Origin of the sequence: Kineococcus sp. G2 (genome assembly GCF_037154035.1) — a bacterium.
Lineage (GTDB): Bacteria > Actinomycetota > Actinomycetes > Actinomycetales > Kineococcaceae > Kineococcus.
Genome location: NZ_JBBBEM010000059.1, coordinates 24,588 through 37,049, shown reverse-complemented (window position 1 = coordinate 37,049; position 12,462 = coordinate 24,588). Strand labels below are relative to the sequence as shown.

At 75.9% G+C, this 12,462-nt stretch carries 10 protein-coding genes; 7 read left to right on the top strand and 3 right to left on the bottom strand.

The genetic code is table 11. From position 1 onward, the window contains the following. Together V9U69_RS10120 and glgX are read right to left on the bottom strand one after the other, a co-directional pair. Positions 1 to 803 (bottom strand): alpha/beta fold hydrolase (locus V9U69_RS10120; protein WP_337061615.1); only part of this gene is annotated, 803 nt, incomplete at its 3' end. Between the two features lie 14 nt (positions 804 to 817). Further along, positions 818 to 2,998: a glycogen debranching protein GlgX gene (gene glgX / locus V9U69_RS10115; protein ID WP_337061613.1), complete on the bottom strand. Its 2,181-nt coding sequence runs from the start codon at positions 2,996 to 2,998 to the stop codon at positions 818 to 820. A gap of 79 nt (positions 2,999 to 3,077) precedes the next feature. On the opposite strand from glgX, the gene V9U69_RS10110 reads away from it, so the two are divergent. From V9U69_RS10110 to V9U69_RS10080, 7 genes are all read left to right on the top strand, one after another. Then, on the top strand, positions 3,078 to 4,310 hold the full coding sequence (locus tag V9U69_RS10110; protein ID WP_337061612.1) for a cysteine desulfurase family protein: 1,233 nt from the start codon (positions 3,078 to 3,080) through the stop codon (positions 4,308 to 4,310). Further along, positions 4,310 to 5,389, top strand: coding sequence for a tRNA 2-thiouridine(34) synthase MnmA (mnmA, locus tag V9U69_RS10105; RefSeq protein WP_337061611.1), 1,080 nt, complete (start codon positions 4,310 to 4,312; stop codon positions 5,387 to 5,389). Before V9U69_RS10110 ends, mnmA begins: the two co-directional genes overlap by 1 nt. Before the next feature lie 26 nt (positions 5,390 to 5,415). Then, positions 5,416 to 6,540, top strand: a complete 1,125-nt coding sequence (locus V9U69_RS10100; protein ID WP_337061610.1) for an alcohol dehydrogenase catalytic domain-containing protein — start codon at positions 5,416 to 5,418, stop codon at positions 6,538 to 6,540. Between the two features lie 56 nt (positions 6,541 to 6,596). Next, on the top strand, positions 6,597 to 7,649 hold the full coding sequence (locus tag V9U69_RS10095; protein ID WP_337061608.1) for a LacI family DNA-binding transcriptional regulator: 1,053 nt from the start codon (positions 6,597 to 6,599) through the stop codon (positions 7,647 to 7,649). 171 nt (positions 7,650 to 7,820) lie between these two features. Next, positions 7,821 to 9,140 (top strand): histidinol dehydrogenase, encoded by a 1,320-nt coding sequence (hisD, locus tag V9U69_RS10090; protein ID WP_337061607.1) that lies wholly within the window; start codon positions 7,821 to 7,823, stop codon positions 9,138 to 9,140. A 39-nt stretch (positions 9,141 to 9,179) separates the two neighbouring features. Beyond that, on the top strand, positions 9,180 to 10,532 hold the full coding sequence (locus V9U69_RS10085) for an MFS transporter (protein ID WP_337061606.1): 1,353 nt from the start codon (positions 9,180 to 9,182) through the stop codon (positions 10,530 to 10,532). Next, positions 10,529 to 11,302, top strand: coding sequence for an SDR family NAD(P)-dependent oxidoreductase (locus V9U69_RS10080; RefSeq protein ID WP_337061605.1), 774 nt, complete (start codon positions 10,529 to 10,531; stop codon positions 11,300 to 11,302). The genes V9U69_RS10085 and V9U69_RS10080 overlap by 4 nt, the downstream gene beginning before the upstream one ends. A 43-nt stretch (positions 11,303 to 11,345) precedes the next feature. Here V9U69_RS10080 and V9U69_RS10075 read toward each other — a convergent pair whose 3' ends face one another. Continuing rightward, positions 11,346 to 12,383, bottom strand: a complete 1,038-nt coding sequence (locus V9U69_RS10075; protein ID WP_337061603.1) for a glutathione S-transferase family protein — start codon at positions 12,381 to 12,383, stop codon at positions 11,346 to 11,348. Between the last annotated feature and the right edge of the window lie 79 nt (positions 12,384 to 12,462).

Genomic DNA, 12,462 nt, shown 5'->3' with positions numbered 1-12,462 from the left:
GGGGGGGGGGGGGGGGGGGGGGGCCCCCCCCCCCCCCCCGGCCCGCCGCCGTCCTCGCCGCCGCCGTCCTCACCACCACCGCCGTCACCGAGGAACTCCAGGAGCAGCGCGCTCACCGCGCCCGGTTCGACCAGGTGCGGCCAGTGCCCGGCCCCCAGCGCCCGCAGGTCCGCCGAGCGGGCGCGCGGGTTCAGCGCCCGCAACGCGGCGGCGTCCACGTCGCGGGTGCTGCGCACGTGCAGCAGCGGCACCCGCGCCGCCCGCAGCACCGGCCGCGGGTCCAGCTCCAGCACGTCCGCCCACAGCGGCCGCACCGCCGCCTCCGGCGTGGCCGCGATCCGCGCCACGACCTCCTCGCGCGGCCCGGGCAGGCGCTCGCCCCACGCCGCGCGCATCGACGCCACCAGCACCTCGTGCCAGCCGGCCGCGCGCACGGCCGCCGCGCGGGCCCGCTTCGCGTCCACCGCCGCGCCGTCCACCGGCACGTTGGAGTCCACCAGCACCAGCCGGCGCAGCAGCCCCGGTCGGCGCACCGCCAGCAGCAGGCCCACCACACCGCCCGTGGAGTGGCCCACCAGGTCCACCGCGCCCGGTCCCGCGAGCGCCGCCACCCGGTCGCCGACCCGCTCCGCCACCGCCTCCAGCGTCGCCGTGCCCGGCACCGGCGGCTCCGCGCCGTGACCGGGCAGGTCCAGCGGCACCGCGCGCCGGCCCGCGGCGGCCAGCGCCGCCCGCTGCGCGGCGAACTCCACCGCGCGGCAGCCCACGCCCGGCAGCAGCACCACCGCGGCGCCGGCGCCCACCCGCGCCCGCCCGCTCAGGCGGTCGCCAGCACGCGCACCGACCAGGCCGGCACCCGCAGCGGCTCGCCCGCCGCCGCGGCCCGCCGCCGCCGGTCCGGGGTGCTGCTCCAGCGCGGGTGGAACCGCGCCAGGCCCTCCACGCTCGGCAGCACCACGTCGCGCTGGCGCTCGCCGGCGTTCACCACGACGAGCACGGACGCCAGGCCCCGGTCGCGGCCGTCGACCAGCACCTGCAGGATGCGCCGGCCCGCGTCGTGCCAGTGGTCCACCGTCATCCCCGCGCCGTCCTCGGCGAACCACAGCAGGTCCTCGCGCTGCTCGCGCACCGGGTGCCCGCGCCGCACCCCGGCCTCCGCCAGCACCGGGTAGCGCGAGCGCAGCGCCACCAGCTCGCGGGTGTCGGCCAGCAGGTCGCGCTGCCAGCCGGCCAGGTCCCAGTCCACCCAGGAGATCTCGTTGTCCTGGCAGTACGCGTTGTTGTTGCCGCCCTGCGAACGACCCAGCTCGTCGCCCGCGGTGATCATCGGCACGCCGGAGGACAGCAGCAGCGTCGCCAGCAGGTTGCGGGTGCTGCGCCGGCGCGCCGCCAGCACCGACGGGTCGTCGGTGGGCCCCTCCACCCCGTGGTTCCAGCTGGTGTCCGAGTCGCTGCCGTCGCGGTTGCCCTCGCCGTTGGCCTCGTTGTGCTTGCGGTCGTACGAGACCAGGTCGGCCAGCGTGAACCCGTCGTGCGCGGTCACGAAGTTCACGCTCGTCAGCCGGCCCCGGGTGACGTCGAACGTGTCCGCGGACCCGGCGAAGCGCGTGGCGAACTCCCGCAGCCCGCGTCCGGCCGCGTCCGGAACCCCGTGCCCCAGCGCCACCTCCCGGGCGTCGGTGAGCCAGAACCGGCGCACCCCGTCGCGGAACCGGTCGTTCCACTCGTGCACCGGCGGCGGGTACTGGCCGGTGCGCCAGCCGAAGGGCCCGACGTCCCACGGCTCGGCGACGTGCTTGACCCCGGCCAGCACCGGGTCGCTCGTCAGCGCCACCAGCAGCGGGTGGTCGGGGGTGAAGCCCTCCCGGCCGCGCGCCAGCGTCGTCATCAGGTCGTAGCGGAAACCGTCGATGCCGTACTCGCTCACCCAGTGCCGCAGGGAGTCCAGCGCGAACTGCACGACGCGGCGCTCGCCGAAGTCGAGGGAGTTCCCGCAGCCCGTGACGTCGAGGGGGCGCCCACCGGCGTCGCGCAGGTAGTACGTCGCCTCGTCCAGCCCGCGCAGCGACAGGTGCGGGCCGTCCGGCCCCTCCTCGCACGTGTGGTTGTAGACGACGTCCAGCAGCACCTCGATCCCCGCGTCGTGCAGCGCGGCCACCGCCCGCCGGAACTCCTCGCGCACCGCCGCGGCGCCGGCGGCGCGCGCCGCGGCCGTCGCGTACCCCGGGTGCGGGGCGTTGAAGGCGAGGGTGTTGTAGCCCCAGTGGTTGACCAGGCCGCGCCGGCGCAGGTGCACCTCCGAGGTGCTCGCGTGCACCGGCAGCAGCTCCAGCGCGGTCACGCCCAGGGACGTCAGGTGCTCCAGCACCGCCGGGTGCGCCAGGGCGGCGTAGGTGCCGCGCAGCTCCTCGGGCACGTCCGGGTGGCGCTTCGTCAGGCCCTTCACGTGGGCCTCGTAGACGACGGTGCGCGACCACGGGGTGCGCGGCTGCTCACCCGGGCGCACCCGCAGCTCCTCGGGCATCGGCCCCAGCGCCACGCCCAGCGGGACGTGCGGCGCGCTGTCGCGCCCGTCCGGCACCGCCAGGTCGCCGCGCAGGTCCGCGCCGACGGCGTGCCCGAAGACCTCCGGGACGAGGTCCACCTCGCCCTCCACCCCCCGCGCGTACGGGTCCAGCAGCAGCTTGGCGGGGTTGTGCCGCAGCCCCCGCTCCGGGTCCCAGCGCCCGTGCACCCGCAGCCCGTACCGCGAGCCCTCCCGCAGGCCCGGCACGTGCCCGTGCCACACGCCCAGCTCCACGTCCGGCAGGGCGGTGCGCGCCTCGCGGCCGTCGTCGCCGACCACGCACACCTCCACGGCGTCGGCGTGGGCGGCCAGGACGGCGACGTCGGCGCCACCGCCCTCGGGGCGCAGCGTGACGCCCAGGGGGTGCGGGGCGGTCCTCCGGGGGACACGGGGAGCGGTCGGTCCGTCGCGGCGCGTGGTCGGAACAGGCACCGGCGCAGTCTGCCCGAGGCGGGCGGCGCTCGCCGGGTGGAGGAGCGGCGGGCGGTCGGCGCGCTCCTACACTGGCCGGGTGACGGCGTACCTCGACCACGCCTCGACGACCCCCCTGAGGCCCGAGGCCCTGGAGGCCTACGCCGCCGCGGCCGCCCTGGCCGGCAACCCGTCCTCCCTGCACTCCAGCGGCCGCCGGGCGCGCGCCGCCGTGGAGGAGTCCCGCGAGGCGCTGGCCGCCGCGGTGGGTGCCCGCCCCGGCGAGGTGGTGTGGACCTCCGGCGGCACCGAGGCGGACAACCTGGCGGTGAAGGGCCTGTACTGGGCGCGCCGCGACGCCGACCCGCGCCGCCGCCGGGTGCTCGTCGGCGCCGCCGAGCACCACGCGGTGCTGGACTGCGCCGCCTGGCTCGCCGAGCACGAGGGCGCCGACGTGCGGCTGCTGCCCGTGGACGCCGCGGGCCGCGCCGACCTGGACGCCCTGCGCGCCGAGCTGGACGCCGGCGCCGGCGAGGTCGCGCTCGTGTCGCTGATGTGGGCGAACAACGAGGTCGGCACCGTGCAGCCGGTCGCGGCCGCCGCCGAGCTCGCCCACGCCGCCGGGGTGCCGCTGCACACCGACGCGGTGCAGGCCGTCGGGCACCTGCCCGTGGACTTCGCCGCCAGCGGCGCGGACGCCCTGTCGCTGTCGGCGCACAAGTTCGGCGGCCCCGTCGGCGCCGGCGCCCTCCTGCTGCGCCGCGGCACCCCGCTCGTGCCGCTGCAGCACGGCGGCGGGCAGGAGCTCGGCGCGCGCTCGGGCACGCTCGACGCCCCCGCCGCGCGCGCCACCGCCGCCGCCCTGTCCGCCGCGCTCGCCGACCCGGCCGAGCCGGCGCGCACCGCGGCGCTGCGCGACCGCCTCGTGGCGGGCCTGCGCGAGGCCGTGCCGGGCCTGGTGCTGCGCGGCGACCCCGTCCTGGACGCCGGGCACCGCCTGCCGGGCAACGCGCACGTGACCGTCGCCGGCTGCGAGGGCGACTCGCTGCTGTACCTGCTCGACGCCGCCGGGGTGGAGTGCTCCACCGGCTCCGCCTGCCAGGCGGGCGTGCCGCGCCCCAGCCACGTCCTGCTCGCGATGGGCCTGGACGAGGCCGAGGCCGCCGGGGCGCTGCGCTTCTCCCTGGGGTGGAGCTCCACCGACGCCGACGTCGACGCCGCGCTCGCCGCGATCGGGCCGGCCGTCGAGCGCGCCCGCCGCGCGTCCGGCTCGGCGCGCACCTCCCGGGCGCGCCGGCGCCGCCCCGCCGGCGCCGTGGCGGAGGCGTCCTGATGCGGGTGCTGGCCGCCATGAGCGGCGGCGTGGACTCCGCGGTGGCCGCCGCGCGCGCCGTGGACGCCGGCCACGACGTCGTCGGCGTGCACATGGCCCTCAACCGCGCCCCCGGCACGCTGCGCACCGGCTCGCGCGGCTGCTGCACGATCGAGGACGCCCTCGACGCGCGCCGCGCGGCGGACCTGCTGGGCATCCCCTTCTACGTGTGGGACCTGTCCGAGTCCTTCCTGGAGGAGGTGGTGGAGGACTTCGTCGCCGAGTACGCGGCCGGGCGCACCCCCAACCCCTGCGTGCGCTGCAACGAGCGCATCAAGTTCGCCGCCCTGCTGGACAAGGGGATCGCCCTCGGCTTCGACGCCGTCTGCACCGGCCACTACGCGCGCGTGCTGCCCGGCCCGCACGGCGCCGAGCTGCACCGCGCCGCGGACGCGGCCAAGGACCAGTCGTACGTGCTGGCCGTCCTGGACGCCGACCAGGTGGCGCACGCGATGTTCCCCCTGGGCGACGCCCCCACCAAGGAGCGGGTGCGCGCCGAGGCCGAGCGGCGCGGCCTGCCCGTGGCGCGCAAGCCCGACAGCCACGACATCTGCTTCATCCCCGACGGCGACACCCGCGGCTTCCTGGCCGAGAAGCTGGGGGAGGAGCCCGGTGAGGTCGTCGACGAGGACGGCGCCGTGCTGGGCACCCACACCGGCACGTACGGGTTCACCGTGGGACAGCGCAAGGGCCTGGGCCTGACCCGCCCGGCGGCCGACGGCCGGCCCCGCTACGTGCTGTCCATCGAGCCGGTGCGCCGCACCGTCACCGTCGGGCCCGCCGAGCGCCTCGCGGTGGGGGAGCTGCGGGCGGTGGAGGCGGTGTGGAGCGCGCCGGAACCCGTCGGGCCGGTGGAGGTGCACGTGCAGGTGCGCGCGCACGGCGAGGCGGTGCCGGCCGTGGCGGAGGTGGCCGGCGAGGAGGTGCTCGTCGCGCTGCGCGCGCCGCTGACGGGGGTGGCGCCGGGGCAGACGGTGGCGTTCTACGCGGGCAGCCGGGTGCTGGGGTCGGCGACGATCTCGGCGACGACGCCCGCGTGACGCGGGGAGCGGGAGGGGGAGCAGCGGTGGGCCGGTCGACGAGGATCCGCGGTGCGGTCCTGGAGGAGGTCGGGCGCCCGCGCCCGTTCGCGCGGTCGCGTCCGCTGACCGTCTGCGACCTCGAGCTGGACCCGCCCGGCGCGGGGGAGGTCCTCGTCCGCGTCGAGGCGGCCGGGGTCTGCCACTCGGACCTGTCCGTCGTGGACGGCACCCGGGTGCGCCCGGTGCCGATGCTGCTGGGGCACGAGGCCGCGGGGACCGTCCAGGAGGTCGGCGCCGGGGTCGACGACGTGGCCGTCGGCCAGCGGGTCGTCATGACCTTCCTGCCCCGCTGCGGGCGGTGCCCGGGCTGCCGCACCGACGGCAAGCTGCCCTGCGAGCCGGGGACCGCGTCCAACGCCGCCGGTGAACTGCTGGGCGGGGGCCTGCGGCTGCGGCGCGGTGGTCGGCCCGTGAAGCACCACCTGGGGGTCTCCGGGTTCGCCACGCACGCGGTGGTGGACCGGCGCTCGATCGTGCCGGTCGACGCGGACGTCCCGCCGGCGGTCGCCGCGCTGCTCGGGTGCGCGGTGCTCACCGGTGGCGGGGCGGTGCTCAACGCCGGCCGGCCCCGGGACGGCGACGACGTGGTCGTGGTCGGCCTCGGCGGTGTGGGCATGGCCGCCGTCATGACCGCTGCCTCGCTGGGCAGGGGGCGGGTCATCGGCGTCGACACGGTGCCGGACAAGCTCGCCGCGGCCCGCGCGATCGGCGCGTCCCTGGCGCTGACCCCGCAGGAGGCGCTGCAGGAGCGGGTGAAGGCCCCGGTGGTCGTCGAGGCCGCGGGGAACGCGCGCGCGTTCGAGACGGCGGTCCAGCTGACGGCGCCCGGCGGCACCACCGTCACGGTCGGGCTGCCCTCCCCGGACGCCCGCGCGCAGATCGCGCCGCTGGGCCTGACGGCGGAGGCGCGCACCGTCGTGGGCAGCTACCTGGGGTCGGCGGTGCCCTCGCGGGACGTCCCCGCGTACGTGCGGCTGTGGCGGCAGGGCCGGCTGCCGGTCGAGCGGCTGATCTCCTCCACCGTCGCGCTGGAGGAGGTCAACGAGGCGATGGACACGCTCGCGGACGGGCGGGCCGTGCGCCAGCTCGTCGTGTTCGACCAGGCCTGAACCGGCGCCGCGGGCGCCTATCGTGGGCGCTCCCACGTCCCCAGGGAGCGCAACCGATGGCCCGGCGAACGTCCGTCTCCAGCGTCCAGATCGCCCGGGAGGCGGGAGTCGCGCAGTCGACGGTCTCGCGGGTGCTCAACGGCGGCAGCGTCGCTCCCGACACGCGGCGGCGGGTGCTCGAGGTCCTGGCCAGGCACGACTACCAGCCGAACCTGGCCGCCCGGTCGCTGGTCGCCGCCCGCACGGGGCTGGTCGGGGTCGTCATCCGGGACCTGACCAACCCCTTCTACCCGATCATGGTGCGCGCGGTGGAGCACGTGCTGCACGAGCAGGGCCTGCGGCTGCTGCTGGTCAGCGACGTGGCCACGGCGCAGGAGAGCCTGGGGGTGCTGCGCCGCGAGCGGGTCGACGGCGTGGTGTTCACCTCCGCCGTGCGCGACGACCCGCTGGCGTGGCGGGTGAGCGAGCACGGGATCCCGGTCGTGCTGTGCCACCGGACCATCGAGGGCTTCCCCGGCGACCAGGTCGAGGCGGACAACGCCGGTGCGGCCAGGCTGGCCGCCGACCACCTGCTGGACCTGGGCCACCGCCGCCTGGGCATGCTCTGCGGCACCGCGCAGGCCAGCACCGCCGAGCAGCGCGCGGCGGGCTTCCGGGCGCGGCTGGCCGAGCGCGCACCGGAGGCGGACCTGGTCGCCGTGCAGGGCGGCTACGACTACGCCACCAGCTACGCGGCGGTGCGTGAGCTGCTGGCCGGCCCCCGGCGCCCGAGCGCGCTGTTCTGCCACAACGACGTGATGGCGCACGCGGCGCTGAACGCCGCCACCGCGCAGGGCGTCGACGTGCCCGGCGAGCTCAGCGTCGTCGGCTGCGACGACGTGCCCACCTCCTCCTGGGAGCGGATCGCGCTGACGACGGTGCGCCAGCCGCTGGCCCGCATCGCCGAGGTGGCCGCCCGGTTGCTGCTGGAGCGGCTGGAGGAGCCCGACGCGCCGCTGCGGCACGAGGTCCTGCCGGTGGACCTGGTGCGGCGCAGCACGACCGCGGCCTGCGGCGGCCCCGGCGGCCGCACCGCGGGGAACGGGCGCGGGCTGACGGCGGGTCAGTGAGGGGTTGACGGGCCCAGTGCCCGGCACCTACGGTCGCACCGTTGTTGGATACGTATCCAACGCCATCCCCACCGCAGTCGTCCCGTGCGGTGGCCTCCCGCGGTCCACGACGACCGCGGCGAACCACGAGCACCACGACCGAGACACCGACGTCGCGCACACGGAGCTGAGATGTCCCACACCCTGAAGACCGCCACCTCCACCTCGACGTCGTTCGCCGGCGACGACACGATCGCGCGGACCGTGCGCGGGATCGTCGACGACGTGCGCACCCGCGGAGACGCGGCGGTGCGCGAGCTGTCCGCCCGCTTCGACCGCTGGGAGCCGGCCTCCTTCCGCCTGGACGCCGAGCGGGTGCGCGAGATCGTGGCGACCCTGCCGCAGCAGGTCATCGACGACATCACGACCGTGCAGGCCAACGTGCGCCGCTTCGCCGAGGCGCAGCTGGCGTCCATGACCGAGATCGAGGTCGAGACCGAGCCCGGGGTGTTCCTGGGCCACCGGCACCTGCCCGTCGCGGCCGTGGGCGCCTACGTCCCCGGCGGCCGCTACCCCCTCACCGCCTCCGCGCACATGACGATCGTGACGGCCAAGGTGGCAGGCGTGCCGCGCGTGGTGGCGTGCACGCCGCCGATCCGCGGCGAGGTCCCCGCCGCGACGATCGCCGCCATGCACCTGGCCGGCGCCGACGAGATCCACGTCCTGGGCGGCGTGCAGGCCGTGGCCGCCATGGCCGTGGGCACCGAGAGCGTGGCGCGGGTGGACATGCTGGCCGGCCCGGGCAACGCCTACGTCGCCGAGGCCAAGCGGCAGCTGTTCGGCGAGGTCGGCATCGACCTGTTCGCCGGCCCCACCGAGATCCTCGTCGTCGCCGACGAGACCGCCGACCCGTTCGTCGTCGCCGTCGACCTGCTCTCCCAGGCCGAGCACGGCCCCGACTCCCCTGCCGTCCTCGTCACCACCAGCGAGGAGCTCGGCCGCCGGGTGCTGGAGCACGTCGAGCAGATCCTGCCCGGCATGCCCACCGGTGACATCGCCGGGCCCGCCTGGCGCGAGCACGGCCAGGTCGTCGTCGCCGACGACCTCGACGAGGCGTACCGCATCGCCGACGGGTTCGCGTTCGAGCACGTCCAGGTCCTCACCGCGGAACCCCGTCTGGCGCTGGAGAAGATGAACGCCTACGGCGCCCTGTTCCTCGGTGAGGGCACCTGCGTCTCCTACGGGGACAAGGTGATCGGCACCAACCACGTCCTGCCCACCCGCGGCGCCGCCCGCTACACCGGCGGGCTGTGGGTCGGCAAGTACCTGCGCACCGTGACCTACCAGGAGGTGCGCGACCAGGACGCCTCGGCCCGGCTGGGAACCCTGTGCGGGCGGGCCGCGCGCGTGGAGCTGTTCGAGGGCCACGCCCGTTCCGGCGACGTGCGCGCCGCCAAGTACGCCGGTGCACCCCTGTCCTGGAGCGACCACTTCCAGGGCGCCTCCGCCTGACGCCACCCCCTCCCGCCACCGATCGACGGAGATCCCGCGATGGAGCAGACCTCACCCACCTCTCAGCAGTTGCGTCGCCGGTCCCTGCAGTCGGGGACCATCGGCGCCATCGTCGAGTGGTACGAGTACACGATCTACGGAACAGCGGCCGCGCTGGTGTTCGGCTCGCTGTTCTTCCCCAACCTCTCCGACGGTGTGGGGCAGATCGTGTCCCTCGCCTCCTTCGGTGTGGGTTTCCTGGCCCGGCCGCTGGGCGCCGTCGTCGCCGGCCACCTCGGCGACCGCATCGGGCGCAAGTCGACGCTGATCCTCACGTTCTCGGTGATGACCGTCGCGACCGCCGCGATCGGCCTGATGCCGACCTACGCGCAGATCGGGGTCGCCGCGCCGCTGCTGCTGTGCGTGCTGCGCCTGGCGCAGGGCTTCGCCGTCGGCGGTGAGTGGGGCGGGGCCGCCATCATCGCGGTCGAGAACGCACCCCGCCGCCGCCGCGGCTACTTCGGTTCCTGGCCGCAGATCGGCGTCTCCGCCGGGCTGCTGCTGGGCACCGCAGCGGTCTCGCTGTCGGCGTGGATCTCCGGTGACGCCTTCGAGACGTGGGGCTGGCGCCTGCCGTTCCTGCTGGCGATCGTCCTCGCCGCCGTCGGCCTGGTGATCCGCCTGCGCGCCACCGAGAGCCCGGCGTTCCTGGCGGAGAAGGCGAAGATGGACGCGGAGATGGAGCAGCGCAAGGCGCCCGCCGTCGTGCTGCTCCGCGAGCACAAGCGCCCGCTGCTCATCGCGATCTTCGGCCGGTTCGCCGAGGCGGGGAACTACTACCTGTTCACCACCTTCATCCTCTCCTACGTCACGACGAACCTGGGTGCACCGCGCAGCTACGGCCTGATCGCCTCGATGGCCGGCGCGGCCGCGAACATCGCGCTCATCCCCGTCTTCGGTGCGCTGTCGGACCGCATCGGGCGGCCCAGGACGTTCCTCATCGGCGCGGGGATCATCGTGGTCACCACCTGGCCGGTGTTCGCGCTCGTGCAGACGGGGCAGCTGTGGGCGATCACCCTCGGCGTCGTCATCTTCATGGCGCTCGGGCACGCCATGGTCTACGCCCCCCTGCCGGCGCTGTACTGCGAGATGTTCCCCACGGCCGTGCGCTACTCCGGCATCTCCATCGGCTACCAGATGGCCTCGATCCTGCTGGCCAGCTTCGCTCCCGCCCTGGCCGCTGCACTGGTGCTGTGGACCGGCGGCAGCCTGTGGGCGGTCGTCCTGTTCGCCGTCGCCTCCACGCTGGTGGCGATGGTCGCGATCTCCTTCGCCCCCGACCGGCGCCACCTGGACCTGGAGGAGATCGACGTGACGACCCTGCCCGACGAGCGCGTGGTGAGGGCTTCGTGAGGGCACCGGACGAGGTCGTCGGCGGCCGCACCGCCCTGGTCACCGGAGCCGGCAACGGGCTGGGGCGGGCCATCGCGCTCGCCCTGGCCGGGCACGGCGCGCGCGTCGTCCTGGTCGGGCGCATCCCCGGCCCCCTGCGGGAGACCGCCGCCGCGATCGGGCCGGCGGCGCGGGTGGCGACCTGCGACGTCTCCGACCCCGCCTCGGTGGACGCCCTCGCCGCCGGACTGGCCGACGAGCGGATCTCCATCCTGATCAACAACGCCGGCATCGCCGGCCCGGTCGCCGACCTCACCGACGTCCGGCCGGACGAGTGGGACGAGGTGTTCGCCGTCAACGTGCGCGGCACCTACCTGGTGTGCCGGGCGTTCCTGCCGCCGATGCTCCAACGCGGAACCGGGGACGTGGTGAACATCGCCTCCGTCAGCGGCAAGCGCCCGCTGCCGGGGCGCACGCCGTACACCGCGTCGAAGATGGCGGTGCTCGGCTTGACGACCACGCTGGCGCACGAGGTGGGCCCGCTGGGCGTCATGGTGAACTCCGTCTCCCCGGGCCCCGTCGCAGGACCGCGCATGGAGCGCAACTTCACCCGGGAGGCGGAGCGCACGGGGACGACGCCGGCGCAGGCCGAGGCGGAGTTCGTCTCCCGCGCCGCGCTGCGGCGCATGGTGACGGAGGAGGAGGTGGCCGCGGCCACCGTCGCCGTGCTGTGCGTGCCCGGCCTGTGCGGTGCGGACATCGACCTCTCGGCGGGCATGGTCGCCCGCTGAGCCGGGCCCGGGTACCGGGTCTCAGCCGGCGGGGGGCGGCGGTTCACGCCTGGCGCTGCGGCGGGTGGTCGGCCGGGACGGTCTCCTCCGGCAGCGGCGGGGGCGGCGGGGTGCCGTCGCCGAACGGGCGACCGCCCAGCTCCTCGCGGTGGTGCGGCTCCCACCAGTTCGAGGTGTCCGGGCCCTTCGGCACCACCCCGGTGGGGTTGATGTCGCGGTGCACCTCGTAGTAGTGCGCCTTGATGTGCACCAGGTCGGTGGTGTCGCCGAACCCCGGCGTCTGGAACAGGTCGCGGAAGTACGCCCACAGCACCGGCATCTCGGTGAGCTTGCTCCGGTTGCACTTGAAGTGCCCGTGGTAGACGGCGTCGAAGCGGGCCAGCGTCGTGAACAGCCGCACGTCCGCCTCGGTGATGGTGTCGCCCACGAGGAAGCGCTGCCGCGACAGCCGCTCCGACAGCTCGTCCAGCCGCGCGAACAGCCGGTCGTACGCCCGCTCGTACGCGCCCTGCGTGCCCGCGAAACCGGCCCGGTAGACGCCGTTGTTGACGTCGCGGAAGACGCCGTCGTTCACCTCGTCGATCTCGGCGCGCAGGTGCTCGGGGTAGAGGTCCGGGGCGCCGGGGCGGTGGTGCTCGCGCCACTCGGTGGAGAAGTCGAGGGTCATCTGCGCGAAGTCGTTCGTGACGACCTGCCCCGTGGCGACCTCCACGAGCGCCGGGACCGTGATGCCGCGCGGGTAGTCCGGCACGCGCGCGAAGTACGCCTCCTGCAGCCGCTCGATGCCCAGCACCGGGTCCTTCCCGCCGGGGTCCAGGTCGAAGGTCCAGCTGCGCTCGTCGTGCGTGGGCCCGCAGATGCCCTGCGAGATCACCGGCTCCAGGCCCAGCAGCCGGCGCACGATCGTCGCCCGGTTCGCCCACGGGCACGCCCGCGCCACCACCAGGCGGTAGCGCCCCGGCTCGACGGGGTAGCCGTCGCGGCCGTCGGCGGTGACGCGGGTGGTGAGGTAGTTCTGGTCGCGCTCGAAGGACCCCTTCGGGTTCACGTATCCCGTGCTTCCGCCCTGCTCCTGGCTCACCCCGGAACCGTAACCCGCCCGGCCCCGCCGCGCCCGGGCTCACCCGGACGGGGTACCCGGGGTCAAGCCCGCCCCCGCG